14 protein-coding genes are annotated in these 17,887 nt (G+C 74.7%); 8 read left to right on the plus strand and 6 right to left on the minus strand.

Annotation, left to right across the window (positions count from 1 at the left end; translation table 11 throughout):
* The first annotated feature begins 175 nt into the window (after window positions 1-175).
* From RVR_RS02335 to meaB, 3 genes are read left to right on the plus strand one after another with little or no spacing between them, the layout of a single operon-like run.
* On the plus strand, window positions 176-2,071 hold the full coding sequence (locus tag RVR_RS02335; RefSeq protein ID WP_202232186.1) for a methylmalonyl-CoA mutase subunit beta: 1,896 nt from the start codon (window positions 176-178) through the stop codon (window positions 2,069-2,071).
* Window positions 2,071-4,386 carry a methylmalonyl-CoA mutase gene (gene scpA, locus RVR_RS02340; protein WP_237405207.1) on the plus strand — a complete coding sequence of 772 codons (2,316 nt, stop codon included), beginning with the start codon at window positions 2,071-2,073 and terminating at the stop codon, window positions 4,384-4,386. The genes RVR_RS02335 and scpA overlap by 1 nt, the downstream gene beginning before the upstream one ends.
* A 7-nt stretch (window positions 4,387-4,393) precedes the next feature.
* On the plus strand, window positions 4,394-5,482 hold the full coding sequence (gene meaB, locus RVR_RS02345; RefSeq protein ID WP_202232187.1) for a methylmalonyl Co-A mutase-associated GTPase MeaB: 1,089 nt from the start codon (window positions 4,394-4,396) through the stop codon (window positions 5,480-5,482).
* A 58-nt stretch (window positions 5,483-5,540) separates the two neighbouring features.
* On the opposite strand, the gene RVR_RS02350 is transcribed toward meaB, so the two are convergent.
* A complete protein-coding gene (locus tag RVR_RS02350; protein WP_202232188.1) occupies window positions 5,541-5,948 on the minus strand; it encodes a hypothetical protein in 408 nt (135 codons plus the stop codon).
* A gap of 86 nt (window positions 5,949-6,034) precedes the next feature.
* Between RVR_RS02350 and RVR_RS02355 the strand changes: the two genes are divergently transcribed.
* Both RVR_RS02355 and RVR_RS02360 read left to right on the plus strand, forming a co-directional pair.
* Window positions 6,035-7,222, plus strand: coding sequence for a UDP-N-acetylglucosamine--N-acetylmuramyl-(pentapeptide) pyrophosphoryl-undecaprenol N-acetylglucosamine transferase (locus RVR_RS02355; protein WP_237404520.1), 1,188 nt, complete (start codon window positions 6,035-6,037; stop codon window positions 7,220-7,222).
* 315 nt (window positions 7,223-7,537) lie between these two features.
* On the plus strand, window positions 7,538-9,577 hold the full coding sequence (locus tag RVR_RS02360) for an NPCBM/NEW2 domain-containing protein (RefSeq protein ID WP_202232189.1): 2,040 nt from the start codon (window positions 7,538-7,540) through the stop codon (window positions 9,575-9,577).
* 79 nt (window positions 9,578-9,656) lie between these two features.
* On the opposite strand, the gene RVR_RS02365 is transcribed toward RVR_RS02360, so the two are convergent.
* On the minus strand, window positions 9,657-11,501 hold the full coding sequence (locus RVR_RS02365; protein ID WP_202232190.1) for an RICIN domain-containing protein: 1,845 nt from the start codon (window positions 11,499-11,501) through the stop codon (window positions 9,657-9,659).
* A 375-nt stretch (window positions 11,502-11,876) separates the two neighbouring features.
* Here RVR_RS02365 and bla point away from each other — a divergent pair, with 375 nt between their 5' ends.
* Window positions 11,877-12,821 (plus strand): class A beta-lactamase, encoded by a 945-nt coding sequence (gene bla, locus RVR_RS02370; RefSeq protein ID WP_202232191.1) that lies wholly within the window; start codon window positions 11,877-11,879, stop codon window positions 12,819-12,821.
* 425 nt (window positions 12,822-13,246) lie between these two features.
* The gene (locus RVR_RS02375) at window positions 13,247-14,059 is read left to right on the plus strand and encodes a transglycosylase SLT domain-containing protein (RefSeq protein WP_202232192.1); all 813 of its coding nucleotides are present in this window, start codon (window positions 13,247-13,249) and stop codon (window positions 14,057-14,059) included.
* 195 nt (window positions 14,060-14,254) lie between these two features.
* On the opposite strand, the gene RVR_RS37275 is transcribed toward RVR_RS02375, so the two are convergent.
* Window positions 14,255-14,791: a DUF3761 domain-containing protein gene (locus RVR_RS37275; RefSeq protein WP_237404521.1), complete on the minus strand. Its 537-nt coding sequence runs from the start codon at window positions 14,789-14,791 to the stop codon at window positions 14,255-14,257.
* 202 nt (window positions 14,792-14,993) lie between these two features.
* Here RVR_RS37275 and RVR_RS02385 point away from each other — a divergent pair, with 202 nt between their 5' ends.
* On the plus strand, window positions 14,994-15,275 hold the full coding sequence (locus RVR_RS02385) for a glutaredoxin domain-containing protein (RefSeq protein ID WP_202232193.1): 282 nt from the start codon (window positions 14,994-14,996) through the stop codon (window positions 15,273-15,275).
* A gap of 48 nt (window positions 15,276-15,323) precedes the next feature.
* Here the strand turns inward: RVR_RS02385 and RVR_RS02390 are convergent, their stop codons facing one another.
* The 3 genes from RVR_RS02390 to RVR_RS02400 all read right to left on the minus strand — a co-directional run bounded on the left by RVR_RS02390 (window position 15,324) and on the right by RVR_RS02400 (window position 17,677).
* The gene (locus RVR_RS02390; protein ID WP_202232194.1) at window positions 15,324-16,184 is read right to left on the minus strand and encodes a universal stress protein; all 861 of its coding nucleotides are present in this window, start codon (window positions 16,182-16,184) and stop codon (window positions 15,324-15,326) included.
* A gap of 108 nt (window positions 16,185-16,292) precedes the next feature.
* Complete coding sequence (locus tag RVR_RS02395; RefSeq protein WP_202232195.1) at window positions 16,293-16,973, minus strand: helix-turn-helix domain-containing protein; 681 nt, start codon at window positions 16,971-16,973, stop codon at window positions 16,293-16,295.
* 305 nt (window positions 16,974-17,278) lie between these two features.
* The gene (locus tag RVR_RS02400) at window positions 17,279-17,677 is read right to left on the minus strand and encodes a YunG family protein (protein ID WP_202232196.1); all 399 of its coding nucleotides are present in this window, start codon (window positions 17,675-17,677) and stop codon (window positions 17,279-17,281) included.
* Between the last annotated feature and the right edge of the window lie 210 nt (window positions 17,678-17,887).

A 17,887-nucleotide genomic window follows, 5' to 3' on the forward strand; every position in this document is an offset into this window, starting at 1 on the left:
GGGCTCCCACCGGGCGTCCGGGCACGCGGCCGGGCCACCTGCGGCGATGGCGGCCGGGCGGCGGGCCGGCGCGGCGGTCCGGGCGGTCCGACGTGCCGGATGTCACTCTACGGAGTGGTAACCGAACGGCTCGCGGTGCAGACATCGCCCCCGCGTTCTGCCTAGCATCTGTCCCATGACAGTTCTGCCGGACGACGGTGTCTCTGCGCCCGACGCGTTCCCGCCCGCCACCCGCGAGCAGTGGCAGGAACTCGTGGCGGGCGTCCTGCGCAAGTCGGGCCGGGAGGTCTCCGGCGAGGAGGCCGAGCGCGCCCTGTCGACCGACCTCGGTGACGGCATCGAGGTGCACCCGCTCTACACCGCCGACGACGGCGCGCCCGACCCCGGCCTGCCGGGCTTCCCGCCGTACGTGCGCGGCAACCGGCCGCTCGGTGGATGGGACGTCCGCCAGCGGCACCGCTCGCCGGACCCCGCGGCGGCCAACGAGGCGATCCTCGCCGACCTGGAGAACGGCGCCACCTCGGTGTGGCTGTCCGTGGGCGGCTCGGGTCTGCCGGTGGCCGGCCTCGGGCAGGCGCTGGAGGGCGTCTACCTCGACCTCGCCCCCGTGGTGGTGCAGGCCGGCGCCGAAACCCGCGCCGCCGCCGAGGAGTTGCTGCGGCTGATCGAGCGCCGGGGCGTGGACCCGGGGCAGGCGGCCGGCAACCTCGGCGCGGACCCGCTGGGCCTGGCCGCCCGGACCGGCGACGCGGCGGCGTACGACGACGCCGTCGCGCTGGCCCTGCGTGCCGCCGAGCGCCACCCGCGGCTGCGCGCGCTGACCGTGGACGCGCTGCCGTACCACGAGGCCGGGGCGAGCGCGGCCCAGGAACTCGGCGTCGCGCTCGCCACCGGCGTGGCGTACCTGCGGGCGCTGACCGCCGCCGGGCTCGACGTGGCGGCCGCCTGCGGGCAGTTGGAGTTCCGGTACGCCGCCACGGCCGACCAGTTCCTCACCATCGCCAAGCTGCGCGCGGCCCGCCGGACCTGGGCCAGGGTCGCGGAGGCGGCCGGTGCCCCGGCGGCGGGCGGGCAGCGGCAGCACGCCGTCACCTCCACGGTGATGATGACCCGCCGCGACCCGTACGTGAACATGCTGCGCACCACCCTCGCCTGCATGGGCGCCGGGGTGGGGGGCGCCGACGCGGTGACGGTGCTGCCCTTCGACGAGGCGCTCGGCCTGCCCGACGCCTTCGCCCGCAGGATCGCCCGCAACACCTCCTCGATCCTGCTGGAGGAGTCGCACCTCGGCCAGGTCGCCGACCCGGCCGGCGGCTCCTGGTACGTGGAGCGGCTGACCGACGAACTCGCCCACCGGGCCTGGGAGTTCTTCCAGGAGCTGGAGGCGGCCGGCGGCCAGGACAAGGCGCTGGCCTCGGGCCTGGTGGGCGAGCGGCTCGCCGCGACCTGGCAGGACCGCAGCCGCAGGCTCGCCACCCGCCGGGAGCCGGTGACCGGTGTGAGCGAGTTCCCGGACCTGGCGGAGCGGCCGGTCGTCCGCGACCCCGACCCGACCGACCCGACCGCCCCGACCGCCCCGACCGCCCCGACCGCCCCGGGCGCCGCCGCGGGGCCCTCGGGCGGCCTGCCGCGGGTGCGCCGCGACGAGGCGTACGAAGCACTGCGCGCCCGCTCCGACGCGCACCTCGCGGCCACCGGCGCGCGCCCACGGGTCTTCCTCGCGGCGCTCGGCCCGCCGGCGGTGCACACCGGGCGGGTCTCCTTCGCCTCGAACCTGTTCCAGGCCGGCGGCATCGAGCCGGTACACGACCCGGTGACCGTGGACGCCGCCGGCGTCGCCGAGGCGTTCGCGGCCAGCGGCGCGCAACTGGCCTGCGTGTGCTCCAGCGACGCGCTCTACGCCGAGCAGGCCGAGGCGGTCGTGGCGGCCCTGCGCTCGGCCGGCGCGCGCTGGACCGGCGTGGCGGGCAAGCCCGCGGCGGCCCCCGGCGCCGACGGCCACGTCTTCCTGGGCTGCGACGCCGTCGCCGTCCTGACCTCCGTCCTCGACCGTGCGGGAGTGGCGGCGTGATGCAGACCCCCGACCCCTCATCGACCCCCGGCTCCGCGCAGGCACCAGGCTCCGCGCCCGCCCCCGACCCGTCGCCGGCCGCCGCCTCCCCGGCCGCCGGCCCCTCGCCCGTCCCGGACTTCTCGCGGATCCCGCTCGACGGCGCCGGCCCGGCCGCGCCCGCGGCCACGGTGGAGCAGTGGCGCTCGGCGGTGAAGGACGCGGCCGACGGCGGCGCGGCCGACCTGGTGTGGGAGACCCCCGAGGGCATCGGGGTCAAGCCGCTCTACACCGGCGCCGACCTGGAGGGCCTGCCGTCGCTGGGCACCTACCCGGGCATCGCGCCCTACCTGCGCGGCCCGTACCCGACCATGTACGTCAACCAGCCCTGGACGATCCGCCAGTACGCCGGCTTCTCCACCGCCGAGGAGTCGAACGCCTTCTACCGGCGCAACCTCGCCGCCGGCCAGAAGGGCCTGTCGGTCGCCTTCGACCTGCCCACCCACCGCGGCTACGACAGCGACCACCCGCGGGTGACCGGCGACGTCGGCATGGCGGGCGTCGCGATCGACTCGATCTACGACATGCGGCAGCTCTTCGACGGCATCCCGCTGGACCGCATGACGGTGTCGATGACCATGAACGGCGCGGTGCTGCCGGTGCTCGCGCTCTACATCGTGGCCGCCGAGGAGCAGGGGGTGCCGCCGGAGAAGCTGGCCGGCACCATCCAGAACGACATCCTCAAGGAGTTCATGGTCCGCAACACCTACATCTACCCGCCACGGCCGTCGATGCGGATCATCTCCGACATCTTCGCGTACACCTCGCGCAGGATGCCGCGCTACAACTCGATCTCCATCTCCGGCTACCACATCCAGGAGGCCGGGGCCACGGCCGACCTGGAGTTGGCCTACACCCTCGCCGACGGCGTGGAGTACCTGCGGGCGGGCCGGGCCGCCGGCCTGGACGTGGACGCCTTCGCGCCGCGGCTGTCGTTCTTCTGGGCGATCGGGATGAACTTCTTCATGGAGGTCGCCAAGCTGCGCGCGGCGCGCCTGCTGTGGGCCCGCCTGGTGCGGCAGTTCGACCCGAAGAACCCCAAGTCGCTGTCACTGCGCACCCATTCGCAGACCTCGGGCTGGTCGCTGACCGCCCAGGACGTCTTCAACAACGTCACCCGCACCTGCGTGGAGGCGATGGCCGCCACCCAGGGCCACACCCAGTCCCTGCACACCAACGCGCTCGACGAGGCGCTCGCGCTGCCGACGGACTTCTCCGCGCGGATCGCCCGCAACACCCAACTGCTGCTCCAGCAGGAGTCGGGCACGACCCGGGTGATCGACCCGTGGGGCGGCAGCGCCTACGTCGAGCGGCTCACCCACGACCTGGCCGAGCGCGCCTGGCAGCACATCCAGGAGGTCGAGGCGGCCGGCGGCATGGCGCAGGCGATCGACGCGGGCATCCCGAAGCTGCGGGTGGAGGAGGCTGCCGCGCGCACGCAGGCGCGGATCGACTCGGGCCGGCAGCCGGTGATCGGCGTCAACAAGTACCGGGTGGACAGCGACGAGCAGATCGACGTGCTCAAGGTGGACAACTCCTCGGTGCGCGCCCAGCAGGTCGCCAAGCTGCGGCGGCTGCGCGAGGAGCGCGACGACGCGGCCTGCCAGGCCGCGCTGCGGGCGCTGAGCGAGGCGGCCGGCCGCGCCCCGGGCCCGGACCTGGAGGGCAACCTGCTGGCGCTGGCGGTGGACGCGGCCCGCGCGAAGGCGACCGTCGGCGAGATCTCCGACGCCCTGGAGCAGGTCTACGGGCGGCACGCCGGCCAGATCCGTACGATCACGGGTGTGTACCGCAACGAGGCCGGCCAGTCCCCCACCGTGCAGGGCACCCGGGACCTGGTCGAACGTTTCGAGAAGGCGGAGGGGCGGCGCCCGCGCATCCTCGTCGCGAAGATGGGCCAGGACGGCCACGACCGCGGGCAGAAGGTGATCGCCACCGCCTTCGCCGACCTGGGCTTCGACGTGGACGTCGGCCCGCTCTTCCAGACCCCGGCCGAGGTGGCACGCCAGGCGGTGGAGGCCGACGTGCACATCGTCGGCGTGTCGTCGCTGGCCGCCGGGCACCTCACGCTGGTGCCGGCGCTGCGCGAGGAACTCGCCGCCGAGGGCCGGGAGGACATCATGATCGTGGTGGGTGGGGTCATCCCGCCGCAGGACGTCGCCGCGCTGCACGAGGCGGGCGCCGCCGCGGTCTTCCCGCCGGGCACGGTCATCCCGGAGGCGGCCCGCGACCTGGTGGCCCGGCTCGGCGCCGCCCTGGGACACGAGGAGCTGTAGCCGCGGCATGCTCAGGGACGTCGACGGTTACGTGAAGGGCGTGCTGGAGGGCAGGCGGGCGTTCGTCGCACGGGCGATCACGCTGGTGGAGTCCACGCGCGCCGAGCACCGGGCGCTGGCGCAGCGGCTGCTGACGGAGCTGCTGCCGCACAGCGGGGGCGCCCGGCGGATCGGCGTGAGCGGGGTGCCGGGCGTCGGCAAGTCCACCTTCATCGACGCCTTCGGCACGATGCTCACCGGCATGGGGCACAAGGTCGCGGTGCTGGCGGTGGACCCGTCGTCGACCAGGACCGGCGGCTCGATCCTCGGTGACAAGACCCGGATGGAGCGGCTCGCAGTGGATCCGGCGGCCTTCGTCCGGCCCTCGCCCAGCGCGGGCACGCTGGGCGGCGTGGCGAAGGCCACCCGGGAGTCCATGGTGGTGATGGAGGCCGCCGGATACGACGTGGTGCTGGTCGAGACGGTCGGGGTCGGCCAGTCCGAGACGGCCGTGGCGGGCATGGTGGACTCCTTCCTGCTGCTCACCCTCGCCCGCACCGGCGACCAGCTCCAGGGCATCAAGAAGGGCGTGCTGGAGCTGGCCGACGTGATCGCGGTCAACAAGGCGGACGGGCCGCACGAGCGCGACGCGCGCGGCGCCGCCCGCGAACTGGCCGGCGCGCTGCGCCTGATGCACCCCGCGGACGCCTCCTGGACGCCGCCGGTGCTCAGTTGCAGCGCCCGCGAGTCGAGCGGTCTGGACACCGTGTGGGAGCGGCTGGAGCAGCACCGCGCGGTGCTGGCGGCCGACGGCCGGCTGGACGCCAAGCGCCGGGGCCAGCAGGTGGCCTGGGCGTGGGCGATGGTCGAGGACGAGTTGCTGGGCCGGCTGCGCGGCCACCCGGGGGTCCGGGCGGCGGCCCCGGGGCTGGAGGAGGAGGTCCGGGCGGGGAAGGTGACCGCGGCCGCGGCCGCGGACCGGCTGCTGGCGGTCTTCGACGGCCGCGACCGGCGGGCACCGTCGGACGCCGACAGCGGCGCGGACACCGAGACCGAGACCGGCACCGCCACCCACGCCGACAGCGACACCGACACCGACACCGACACCGACAGCTGACCCTGCCCCGCGGCGGCCGTTCCGATGGCCGGGCGGGGGCGTCAGGACGGGCGGGGCGTCAGGACGGGCGGCGGTCCTGCGGTCCGGCGTCGGCGGGCGCCGGACCGAGCACCTCGACGACGAGCTTGGTGTGCTGGCCGTCGAGCCCTTCCACCATCACCAGCGCGCACGCCTTCACCCGGGCCCGGTACACCCGCTGGACCGGGAGGTCGGCGCGCGGCCGGAGCGGGTAGTCGTTCGGGGCGTAGCTGTTGCCGCCGTTGTCACCGCGGTGGACGTGCATGTGGTTCATGTAGCGGATGTTGGCGGTGACGTCGAGGACGGACGGGTGCCGGAAGGGCTGGTCCCACCCCGGATGCCAGCTTGTGCGCTTCTTCTCCGGCCGGGTGTCGGCGAACTCGGTCACCTCGATCTCGTGCCCGGCGGGTATCGGGGCCGGGTAGTTGAGCGTCAGCGTCGCGTCCATGCGAGCAGGGTAGTGCCGCCCTGCGGCGAGCGGGCCGCCCGCACCCGTGGCGACCGACCGGTCCTCGGAGTCGGTAGGGTGCGCGCGTGAACACTCCCTCTGCCATCCCGCCCGTCCCGACCTCCTTCCGACTGATCGTCACCGGAGGCGGCACCGGCGGACACACGTATCCCGCGCTCACCGCGATCCGTACCCTCCAGGCCCGGCTGGCGGCCGGCGGCGGCGCGCTCGACGTGCTGTGGATCGGCACCGAGGAGGGGCTGGAGGCGCGGGTCGCCCCGGCCGAGGGCATCGCGTTCGACACGGTCGTCACCGGCAAGATCCGCCGCTCCAGCAACCCGCTGAAGATGGCCTCGCCGGCCAACGTGCGGGACATGGCCCGGGTGCCGCTCGGCGTCGCGCAGGCGCGCAGGATCGTCTCCGGGTTCCGCCCCGACGTGGTGCTCGCCACCGGCGGCTACGTCGCGGTGCCCGCCGGTCTGGCCGCCCGCATGTGCAAGCGCCCGCTGGTGCTGCACGAGCAGACGGTGCGGCTGGGGCTGGCCAACCGCAAGCTCGCCGGCTCCGCGGCCCGTATCGCGCTGTCCTCCGACTCCTCGCTCGCCCTGCTGCCCGAGCAGTTGCGCCCCCTCGCGGTGGTGACCGGCAACCCGATCCGCCCCGAGGTCCTCAGCGGCCACCCGGACAAGGCGGTCGACGCGCTGAACCTGTACGGCTTCGAGCGCGGCCTGCCCACGGTGTACGTCACCGGTGGCGCGCAGGGCTCGCAGCAGATCAACGACGTGGTGCGCGACGCGCTGCCGTGGCTGCTGGAGCGGGCCAACGTCATCCACCAGTGCGGACCCGCCAACGTGGAGCCGCTGCGCCGCCACGTGGCCTCCCTGCACCCGGGGCTGGCCGCCCGCTACCACCTGACGGGCTTCGTCGGCCCCGAACTCCCGGACGTCCTGGCGCTGGCCGACCTGGTGGTCTCGCGCAGCGGCGCCGGCACCCTGGCGGAGCTGACCGCCCTCGGCAAGCCGGCCGTCTTCATCCCGCTGGCCACCTCCGCGGGCAACGAGCAGGCGCACAACGCGCGGCACCTGGAGGAGTCCGGCGCCGCCGTCGCGCTCATCGGCGAGGTGACCGCCGACCGGCTGGTGGCCGCGGCGGGCCCGCTGCTGACCGACCCGGCCCGGCGGGCCGCGATGGCCGAGCGCGCCCGTGCGCACGGCCGCCCCGACGCGGCCGACCGCCTGGTGGACGTCCTCCTGTCCGTCGCGGCCCGCTCCTGACACCGTCGGCCCGACCCGGCCGGCCCGACGCGCACCCCCCAGCGACACCCCAGACGTACCCCTGACGGGCCCGGGAAGCTCCCGGGCCCGTCTTTCTCCTGCTCGGAATGATGCACGACTCTTGTCAAAGTCACGTCATGACTCCTACGGTGTGGCCGCGAAAGAAAATGCTCGACTCTGTTGCCTTACGTTGAATTGTCTGCGAAAGAGCCGCCATCAGCCGGACGATCGACGCGTTCGCGCCCGCAGGGCCGCCCCGGGACGGTCGGTCCTGTTCCGTTCGGTTCTCCGAGAATCGCGAGCAGAGGAACCTCCATGCCAAGATCCGTCCGCAGGCTGATCGCCTGTGCGACCGCCGGCGTCCTGTGGGCCGGCGGCCTCGGCGCCGTGGCCGTCACCGCGCAGGTGGCCGTCTCCGCGGCGCCCGCCGCGGCCCTCGACAACGGCCTGGCGCTGACCCCGCCGATGGGCTTCAACGACTGGAACGCGTTCGGCTGCGACGTCAGCGAGCAGCTCATCGAGCAGACCGCCGACTACCTGGTCTCCTCCGGGCTGAAGGCCGACGGGTACACCTACGTCAACATCGACGACTGCTGGATGACGCACACCCGCGACGCCGACGGGCGCCTCGTCCCGGACCCGGCGAAGTTCCCCGACGGGATCAAGGGCACCGCCGACTACGTGCACGCCAAGGGCCTCAAGCTCGGCATCTACGAGGACGCGGGCACCGCCACCTGCGCCGGGTACCCCGGCAGCCTCGGCCACGAGACCACCGACGCGCAGTCGTTCGCGGACTGGGGCGTGGACTACCTGAAGTACGACAACTGCAACAACCAGAGCGACGGCAGCCAGGCCGACTACACGCGGCGCTACACCGCGATGCGCGACGCGCTCCGGGCCACCGGCCGCCCGATCGTCTTCTCGCTGTGCGAGTGGGGCGTCAACGACCCGTGGGAGTGGGCCGGCGACATCGGCAACTCCTGGCGCACCACGGACGACATCAACGACTCCTGGTCGAGCATGCTGGGCATCGCCAAGGCGAACATGCCGCTGGCCGCCGACTCCGGTCCGGGGCACTGGAACGACCCGGACATGCTGGAGGTCGGCAACGGCGGCATGACCGACACGGAGTACCGCAGCCACTTCTCGCTCTGGTCGATCATGGACGCGCCGCTGCTGATCGGCACCGACCTGCGCAAGGCCACCCCGCAGACGCTGGCGATCCTGGGCAACAAGGACGTCATCGCCCTCGACCAGGACCCGTTGGGCTCCGCCGCCACCGTCGTCTCCTCCGACAGCGGCGCCGGCACGTACGTCCTGAGCAAGAAGCTCGCGAACGGCGACCGGGCCGTGGCGCTGTTCAACTCCGCCGACACCGCCCAGCACATCGCCACCACCGCCGCGGCCGCGGGCCTGCCGAAGCGCGCCAGCTACGCGGTGCGCGACCTGTGGAGCCACACCGACCACGACAGCGCCGGGACGCTGTCCGCCACGGTGCCCGCGCACGGCACCGTGCTACTGCGGGTCGGCGCGAGCGCGGCGGGCGGCGCGGCCGCGCTGCTCGACCCGGCGCTGCTCGACACCGGCGTCTCCCACGCCCCCGACCACGTCGAACCCGGCCACAGCGCGACCGTTGACACCTATGCCACCAACCTCGGCGCGCTGCCCGCCACCGGGATCGGCGTCAGCCTCGACGCGCCCACCGGCTGGACGGTGAAGGCCGCCGGCGCCACCCGCGGCCTGCTGCTCCCCAAGGGCCGTACGTTCAGCACGCCGTGGACCGTCACGGTGCCCGCCGGCACCGCGCCGGGCACGTACAGCCTGTCCGGGACCGTCGCCTACGATCCGCCCCTCGGCCGGAAGCAGGTCAGCGTGCCCCTGGCGGGCAGCGTCACCGTCGAGGTGCCGCCGCCGTCCGGCACCAGCTACCTCAGCGACCTGGACTGGGTCGGCGCCACCAACGGATGGGGCCCGGTCGAGAAGGACGAGAGCAACGGTGAGACCGCGGCCGGCGACGGCCACCCGATCACCATCGGCGGCACCGTCTTCGCCAAGGGCCTGGGCACCAACGCGCCGAGCACCGTCACCTACTACCTCGGCGGCGGCTGCTCCACGCTCACCGCGACCGTCGGCGTGGACGACGAGAAGGACGGCAAGGGCACCGTGGAGTTCGAGGTGACCGCCGACGGCACGCAGGTCGCCGACAGCGGGGTGCTCACGAACGCCGACGGGCCGAAGCCGCTGACCGCCGACGTCGCCGGCGCCCAGCGGGTGCAGTTGGTCGTCACCGACGGCGGCGACGGCAACGACAGCGACCACGCGGACTGGGCGGACGCCCAGGTCACCTGCTCCTGACGGCCGACGGCACGAGGGGGCGGGCGGCGGCGCGACCGCGCGTCGCCGCCCGCCCGGGGTGCGCGGGGCCGTCCGCCGCTCAGTGCACCGCGGTCAGCGTCAGGGTCTGCTCCGCGGCGGTCCGGTGCCCGCCGACCGCGCTGCCGCTGCGGTCGGTCCAACTGCGCGCCGGAGTGGTCTCGGCGCCCTGCCGGGAGTCGGCGGACAGCCCGAGCACCAACCCGCTGTAGCGGTTGACCAGCCGGAAGGTTCCGGTCCGCGCGCCGCCGGGGGTGGTGTCGGGGAGGACGAACCACTGCTGCCCGACGGTCGGTCCGCCGGCGCCGAGCGGGGTGAGGACCGGCCGTGTCCCCCACGCGCGGCCGGCCGTGGAGGTGGCCGGCACGCCCAGCGCCCGGCCGGTGGCGGCGTTGGTGATCCGGTAGGAACCGTCGCCGTTCGCGGTGAACGTCCACTCCTGCGCGGCCGATCGGCCGGCCGGACGCGCCGCGGCCGCCTGCCCGCCGCGGGCGGTGAGCACCCGTCCGGCGCCGCCGGCGATCGTGTAGGCCGCCTTCGCGGCGAGAGCCGGGGCGCCGGCACCCGACGGGTCGATCGTGACGTTCGCGTACTGCCCGTCGGAGCCGTCCGCGCAGGCGATGGAGCAGTAGGCGCGGAAGGTCCTGCCGACCACGGTCGAACTGGTCAGGTTCGCGCTGTCCAGCAGCCAGCGGTACCACGACGCGGTCGTGTAGCCGCCGGTGTCGCCGATGAGCGTCCACTTCTGGGTGGCGAGGTCGGCGGTGGCGTAGAACTGCTGGGGCGCGTTCCCGCTCTGGTCGACCGCCTGCGGCTCGCCGATGTAGAGGCCGAGGTAGGCGTCGTAGGAGATGTCCATCGCGAACAGCGGCGAGGTGGGCGGGGCCGTGCCGGCGGCGACCTGCTGGTCGACGGTTCCGGCGTTGTGCGGGTCGTACTCGTCGGCGGGGGCCGTGTAGCCGGTGCCGCCGGCCGAGGTCACCGGCACGATGGTGCTCTCCTTGCCGCCGGTGCCGGGCTGGGACCAGGAGCCGTCGTACCACTTCTGCCAGGAGTCCGGCGCCATCTTCGCCGAGATCGGGGCGCGGGCCACGTGCTCGTAGAACGCCTTCCAGCCGCCGTTCTTGTCCACCGCGCGCGAGCCGTAGTAGACGTAGAAGTACCCCGAGGCGGTGTCCACGAACAGCCGCTGGTCGCCGTCGCCGTAGGAGTAGGTCTGCTGCGGGAAGGCCGTGGTGTCCCCGCGCAGGGTGCTGTAGGGCGAGGTCAGGGCGTGGCCCTTGATGGTCCAGGTGCGGCCCTGGTCGGTCGACTCGGCGTAGTCGATGGCGTCGTAGTGGATGCCGTCGCCGAAGGGCTGCGGGCTGAACTCGTTGTGCACCAGCCCGTACCAGTCGCCGGTGTCGGGGTCCACCCAGGTGCCCACCAGGTCGCAGAAGTTGCGCTGGGTGTAGCCGGAGCCGGCCGGCGCGTTCGTGGCGTCCTTGCCGGTCGGGCTGTTGTCGCAGCGCCAGGTCGTGTCGTCGTTGCGGTCCTGGGGGTTGGCCGGGTCCACCGCGTCGCTGATCGCCGCGGACCGGGTCGCGGTCTCCAGGTCGGTGCCGGTGAAGAAGTCCCAGTAGCGGGGCCCGGTCGGCCCGTACTCCCCGTCGGACTGCTGGAAGTAGTAGGTGCCGTCCTTGTCGATGTACGAGCCGGCCGGGGTGTCGGTGGGGTGGGCGTAGGTGCCCGTCGTGCCCACGGAGACCGTGAAACCGGTCATGTCCGCGGTCGTGTTCGCGGCGGTGTTCGCGGTCGCCCCGGCCGCCGGGGACGGAGAGGCGGCGGACGCGCCGGCTCCGGCGCCGACCGTGGCCATGGCCGCGGCGAGCAGCGCGACGGCCAGTCTTCTTCGAGCGTGTGGCATGCCAGTCCTTCGTCTCGGGAGGTGCCGACGGTCGGGCCCGTCCGCGCGACGGACGGCGGGCGGGTAGGAGGTTGCCCGGAACCCTAGCCATTTGGCATCGATAACACCAGAGCCTCCGTGCGACGATCTCCCGGATGCTCCGGTCGCGGCGGAAAAACTCCCCACGAACTGCCGGATTGCGGCCGTGGCGCACCTGTTTACGGGGTGAAGCGTCGGCGCCGGAGCCGTGGCATCGATAACATGGGGCGGGGCGGAGGAAGGGATGGGGCGGGCGGAGGAAGGGGCGGGGGCGGCGGGCACGGGTCGGCCGCGACGGCCGAGACACCGGGCGCGGGGTCTTTGACCGGGCAGGGCGGGGCGCCCACAGTGGTGCGCATGCGTGCGACGGATCACCGGACCCGGCGGGCGGTGGCGGTGCTCGCCGCGACGGCCTCGCTCGCCGCCCTGCTCGCCGGGTGCGGCGGTGCGACGCCGCGGGGCGCGCACGTCGCACCCGCGCGGACCGCCGCCTCCCGCGCGGGCACCGCGGCGGCCTCGGCGTTCGCCGCGCTGGAGCGGAGCCACCACGCGCGCCTCGGGGTGTACGCGCTGGACACAGGCTCGGGCCGGAGCGTCGCCTACCAGGCGGACCGGAGACTCGCGCACTGCTCGACGGTGAAGGTGCTCGCCGCCGCGGCGCTCCTGGAACGCGACAGCGACGCCGACCTCGACCGCGTCCTCACCTACCCCGCCTCCGACCTGGTGGCGTACTCGCCGATCACCTCCCGGCACGCCGGCCGGGGCTCGGGCGACGGCATGACGCTGCGGGCCGTGATCTCGGCCGCGCTGCGGTACAGCGACAACACGGCCGAGAACCTGATGCTCGACCGGCTCGGCGGTCCGGGCGGGTTGCAGCGGGCGGTCCGCGGCATGGGCGACGCGGTCACCGACACCGACCGCGCCGAACCCGCGCTCAACGACGCCGTCCCCGGGGACACCCGCGACACCAGCACCGCCCGCGCGCTCGGCACCGACCTGCGCGCGCTCCTGCTCGGCGGCACCCTGACGGCCGGGCGCCGTGCGCTGCTCACCGACCTGATGGCGCGCAACACCACCGGCGGCCCCTACGTGCGGGCCGCGGTGCCCCCGGGGTGGAAGGTCGCCGACAAGACCGGCAGCGGCGGCTACGGCACCCGCAACGACATCGCGGTCGTCTGGCCGCCGCACGGCGCGCCCGTCGTGGTCAGCGTGCTCACCGACCGCGGGACCCCCGGCGCCGTCTCAGCGGACACCCTCGTCGCGGACGCCGCCTCCGCCGCGCTCGCCGCCCTCGGGCACTGACCGGCGGCCGCCCGGAATCCGGCGAGCCGTCGCCCTGCCGCGCTGCCGCCTTGCCGCCCGGGCGGTCGGTCGGGCGGTCGGGCGGTCGGGCGGTCGGGCGGTCGCCGGCCCGGTTCCCGGCCGGGGAGAGCGCACGTCCGCGACTCCCGGAGAAGAGCCCGAATTCGGCACCCGGTGCGCATACCCGGGTACGTCCGGTGATGGCTGAGCGGCCCCTGTGTGATCCCCTCGATATCGCCCACGTCACAAACTAAGCGCCTTAGTACGCCCGGGGGGCCGGGCGGCGCCGTGTCGGAGCGGCCATGTGGAGACTGTCCGTTTCGTACCCATTTCTCCTACGGATTTGTCCGTAGAAGCGACCTTTGACCGTTGAATCCGCGACCTCTAACAATTCACAGGTCCCCAACGGAAGAGGTAAACCCGCAATGCAGTTCCCCACGGTCTCCAAGAAGCTCCCCGGCGTCTCCTCGTTCAACCGGCTGTCGAAGAAGCACAAGATCACCGCTGCCGGCACCACCGCCGCAGCCGCGGTCCTGCTCGCGGTCGTGGGCGTGGAAGCGACCGCAGGAGCCGGATCGGCGACCGCGGCGAGCGACGCCACCACCGGGTTCAGCGTCTCCGCCGGTCAGCCGGTCAAGCCGATCAGCGTCCAGTCCAGCCTCGTGTCGCTGACGGCCGCACAGCACGCGAAGCAGCAGAAGGTCGACCTGGCCGCCGCGGCCAAGACGCGCGTGGCCGACGCCGCGCACGAGGCCGCCGCCAAGAAGGCCGCCGCCCACGAGGCGGCCGCGAAGAAGGCGGCGCAGGAGAAGGCCGCGGCGAAGAAGGCAGCCGCCAAGAAGGCCGCCGCCTCGCGCGCCGCGAAGCGCAGCGCGACCAAGGCGAAGGCCAAGGCCAAGCCCGCCGCGAAGACCTACGCCAACAACCTCGACGGCTGGATACGCCAGTCGCTCGACATCATGCACAAGAAGGGCATCCCCGGCTCGTACGCGGGCATCCACCGCAACATCATCCGCGAGTCGAGCGGCAACCCGAAGGCGATCAACCTGTGGGACGTCAACGCCCGCAACGGCATCCCCTCGAAGGGCCTGCTCCAGGTGATCAACCCGACCTTCGACGCCTTCCACGTGTCCGGCACGTCCTGGAACATCTACAACCCGGTCGCCAACATCACCGCGGCCTGCAACTACGCGTTCCACAAGTACGGCTCCATGGACAACGTCAACTCCGCGTACTGACGACGCCGCGCCGACCGGTGCCACCGGACACCCGCGCCACCCCGCTTTCCCGAAGGGCGGCGGACCCCACCAGGTCCGCCGCCCTTCGCCCTCCCCGGCCCCGGTCCGCGGTTACAGGCCGCGGGTACGGGCCGGCCGGCCGCGGGCCGCGGGTACGGGTCGCGGGTACGGGCCGCGGGCCGCGGGTGGACCGGGCTAGTTGTAGAAGACGGCGACCCCGCCGTGGTGGGAGCAGGTCCCCTGGTGGTGCTGGCTGTAGGAGTACGTGCCGTCGTTGCACTTCGCGGTCGCCCCGCCACCGGGCGCGACCGGTGCCTCCGTGTGGTGGGTCGCGCCCGAGCCGGACCCCGACGACGTGGCGCGGTGCGTGGTCGGCGCGGCCGACGGCCGGTGGGTCGTGGGGGCCGCCGCGGGGCGGTGGATGACGGCGGGGGTGTCCGTGACGACGGGCGCGGCGCTGGTCGTGGCCGGCGTGGTCGGCGGGGTGGTCGGCGGGGTGGTGGCCGGCGCGGTGGGCGTCGGCGAGCCCGCCGAGGGCGTGGGGGACGCGGTCGTGGCGGACGCGGTGGTGCTGGGCGGCGCCGGGTTCCCCGTCCCGGAGGCGGCCGGGCCGCAGGCCGCCGCGAGCAGGCAGGCGGCCACCGCGGCGGCGGCCGCGGCGGCACGGACCGCGGCGCGTCTGCCCTCGCGCGCGGCGCCGTCGGATCGGGTGTCACGGGTGCGGGTGCGCATGTTCGTCCCCCCTGGTTCGGTTGCGGAGGGATGAGCGTGCCAGTCCGCTTGGCCGGTCATCGGCGGAGTGACGCAGTTGTGACGTTACGTAGGAGTAGCGGCGGCGCTGTCCCGCTCCGGGCTCCTGGTCCCGGTCCGCACCGCTCCGTTCCGGCCTCCCTCACGCCGTTCCGCCCGGGAGCGGGGTGGGTAGGCTGCCGGGATGGCCGAGCATCCCCAGGACGGCGTCGTCGTGTACCACCAGCCCACCTGCGTCTACTGCATGAAGCTGCTGACGCAACTGCGGTTCACGAGACTGCGGTACCGGACGGTGAACATCTGGCGCGACCCGGACGCCGCGGCGTTCGTCCGGTCGGTCGCGGACGGCAACGAGACGGTGCCGACGGTCACGGTCGCCGGCCACGCGATGGTCAACCCGTCACGCGGACAGCTCCTCGCGGCCGTCAGGGAGCGCGCCCCGCACCTGCTGGCGGGCCGGGGCTGATCGCCGGGCGGACGGTACCCGGCGGGCCCGCGCGCACGGCCGCCGCGTTCAGGCGTGCGGGACCACCGCGACCGGGACCACGGCGCGGTGCAGCACCGCGTGGGACGTCGAGCCGAGGTGGGCCGACAGCCGGGTGCCGGGCGGGCGGCGTCCGATGACGAGCAGGCCCGCGTCCGCCGACGCCGTCACCAGCTCGCGGTCCGCGTCGCCGGTCACGCTCTCGCCGGCGATCCGCACCCGCGGGTACTGCTCGCGCCACGGCGCCAGCGCGGCCGCGAGCGCGCCGGTCTCCCGGGAGCGCAGCGCGGCGTCCGCGTCCGGGCCGCGGCCCGGACCGCCCCGGCCGTACGGCAGCGGCGCGTTCCAGCCGTGCACGACGCGGAGGGTGCCGGTGCGCCGGGCCGCGGCGTCGAACGCGAAACGCAGCACCCGGTCGCTCGGCCGGGCCAGGTCCAGCCCGAGCACGACGTCGCCGCCGCCGCGGGCCTCCGAGGTGCGCGCGGTCCGCACCAGCACCACCGGCACGGGCGCCTGCCCGGCGACGGTGAGCGCGACCGACCCGAGCAGGAAGCCGGCCGCCGCGCCCACCCCGCGCGAGCCCAGCACGAGCAGCGCCGCGTCCTCCGCGGCGGCGAACAGCACCGGCAGCGCCTGCCCGGCCACCTGGTCGACCGCGATCTCCGCGGCGGGGTGCGCGCGCCTCAGGTCGTCGGCCACGGCGTAGGGCGACCAGTCGGCGTTCTCCGGGGCGGGGTGCGGGTCGGCGGGGGCGGCCAGGCCGGGCGGCGGCGCGGCGGCGTTCACCACCCGCAGCGGCACCTGCCGCCGTACGGCCTCGCGTGCGGCCCAGTCCGCCGCGGCCAGGCTCTCGGGGGAGCCGTCGACTCCGACGGCGACCGTACGGCGCATGGTGTCGCCTCCTTCGGTACGGCCGTCCCTCCGCCGGGACTCCTGCCCGGTGAGGGCCCGGGCTCTTCCGCCGGGGCGCCTACCCGGCGGGAGCCGGTGTCCCGCGGCTCACTGCACGCCGATCCGCCGCCCGCTGACCCGGCCGGGGCGGATGCGCACCCACAGCGGCAGGTCGCCCCCGGACCAGGGCTCCACCGCGTGGCGCTCGCTGAGGCGGCGGGCGACGACCGGATCGTCGACGTGCTCGGCCGTGCCGGTGACCAGGACGCTCCAGCCCTGGCTGACCAGGTCGTCCACCCGGTCCACCTCGAAGGAGACGGCGGAGCCCGCGGCGGGCGCGGCCACGCTGTCCGGTGCCGTCCGGTAGACGATGGACGGCGGGTCCGAGGCGTGCACGTCGATCGCGTAGTTCACCGGGAAGACGCCGGGGCTCGGCTCGATCGGCAGCGCGACGCGGCCCACGCCGCGGCTGCCGAGCCGGTCCCAGCACTCGTGCTCGGTGAGGTGGAGCAGCGCGGGGTGCTCGGCCGGTCCGCCCTGCCCGGGTGGCACGCCGGTGCGGCCTTCGAGCAGGTCGTCGTAGGAGAGCTGGAGCGCGGCCGCGATCCGGACGAATCCGCCCGGGTCGAAGTCCACCCCCGCGCCGAGCAGGTGCTGGAGGTACCGCGGTGCCATGCCCGCCTGGGTGGCCAGGGCGCCTTCGCTCAGCCCGAGTTCGAGCCGGCGCTCGGCCACACGGCGGGCGATGACCCGCGGGTCGGGCCGCGTCACGGGGTCGGTGTCGTACATGCTGTCCTCCCTCCGGCCGCGACGGGCGCGTGGCGGCGGGAGGACACCGCGTGCGCGGTTCCCGCCCGGACCTGCCACGCCGGCGCCAGGGCTTACTACCAGCCTGGACCACCTGCCCGAATTGCGCCATACGGGGGATGTGACCCGCCCCTGGCACGCGGGGCGCGGGTGGGCGTTGCGGCGCGCTCGCGGACCGCCTCGCCAGGCGCCCCGTCCGGCGCCCCGATCGCCGCCCCGCCGACCCGCCCGGGTGTGGCGCCTCGGAGTGCGGGTGTCCCGGGCGCGGGTCCGGCGCGGGGCGGGGTTCAGCTCGGGCCGGGCAGCGGGTCCAGGTGCGCGGCGACGCGGGAGCGCAGGAGGAGGTAGTCCTCCCAGCGGCGGGGCAGCGGGCCGGGCGGGCGCTCCAGGGCGCGGGGCGCCCCGACGGTCTGGCCGCGCCGGAACTGCTCGCGGGTCAGGTCGAGTTCGACCCCGCTGCACAGCCGGTTCCACCAGTGGTGACCGCGCTGGACCCCGTCGAGGTGCACCTCGCCGACCAGCAGCAGGCCGCCGAACACGTCGTGGACGACCAGCGCGGTGATGTCGCAGTGGCCCCATGCGGGGTTGTCGGGCCGCCAGTCGGCCCGGTCGTCGGGCGAGCAGGTGTCCGCGGCCCAGCTCGCGCGCAGGGCGTGGTCGAGGTCGCGCAGGTTCCAGGGGCTCATACCGGCAGCCTCCCAGCACCCACCGACAGCCGGGCCCGCGGGCACGGCCGGAGCCCGCCCACCCGTGCACGGCGGGCCCGGGCTCGCGGGAGCGCGGCGCGGCGCGGCGCGAGATGACGGTCCGTCGGGAGGATGACTGGGGCCTCCCTCATGCGTGTGATTCAGCCCACAGCTCATTGACGACCGGTGAAACACCCGCGCAACATGGCG

Origin of the sequence: Streptomyces sp. SN-593, from assembly GCF_016756395.1 — a bacterium.
In the GTDB taxonomy this organism is placed as follows: Bacteria; Actinomycetota; Actinomycetes; order Streptomycetales; family Streptomycetaceae; genus Actinacidiphila; species Actinacidiphila reveromycinica.

Bases quoted from the DNA above. Each gene is read 5' to 3' on its own strand.
- RVR_RS02335 (WP_202232186.1), top strand. From the start codon at position 176: ATGACAGTTCTGCCGGACGACGGTGTCTCTGCGCCCGACGCGTTCCCG.
- scpA (WP_237405207.1), top strand. From the start codon at position 2,071: ATGCAGACCCCCGACCCCTCATCGACCCCCGGCTCCGCGCAGGCACCA.
- meaB (WP_202232187.1), top strand. From the start codon at position 4,394: ATGCTCAGGGACGTCGACGGTTACGTGAAGGGCGTGCTGGAGGGCAGG.
- RVR_RS02350 (WP_202232188.1), bottom strand. From the start codon at position 5,948: ATGGACGCGACGCTGACGCTCAACTACCCGGCCCCGATACCCGCCGGG.
- RVR_RS02360 (WP_202232189.1), top strand. From the start codon at position 7,538: ATGCCAAGATCCGTCCGCAGGCTGATCGCCTGTGCGACCGCCGGCGTC.
- RVR_RS02365 (WP_202232190.1), bottom strand. From the start codon at position 11,501: ATGCCACACGCTCGAAGAAGACTGGCCGTCGCGCTGCTCGCCGCGGCC.
- bla (WP_202232191.1), top strand. From the start codon at position 11,877: ATGCGTGCGACGGATCACCGGACCCGGCGGGCGGTGGCGGTGCTCGCC.
- RVR_RS02375 (WP_202232192.1), top strand. From the start codon at position 13,247: ATGCAGTTCCCCACGGTCTCCAAGAAGCTCCCCGGCGTCTCCTCGTTC.
- RVR_RS37275 (WP_237404521.1), bottom strand. From the start codon at position 14,791: ATGCGCACCCGCACCCGTGACACCCGATCCGACGGCGCCGCGCGCGAG.
- RVR_RS02385 (WP_202232193.1), top strand. From the start codon at position 14,994: ATGGCCGAGCATCCCCAGGACGGCGTCGTCGTGTACCACCAGCCCACC.
- RVR_RS02390 (WP_202232194.1), bottom strand. From the start codon at position 16,184: ATGCGCCGTACGGTCGCCGTCGGAGTCGACGGCTCCCCCGAGAGCCTG.
- RVR_RS02395 (WP_202232195.1), bottom strand. From the start codon at position 16,973: ATGTACGACACCGACCCCGTGACGCGGCCCGACCCGCGGGTCATCGCC.
- RVR_RS02400 (WP_202232196.1), bottom strand. From the start codon at position 17,677: ATGAGCCCCTGGAACCTGCGCGACCTCGACCACGCCCTGCGCGCGAGC.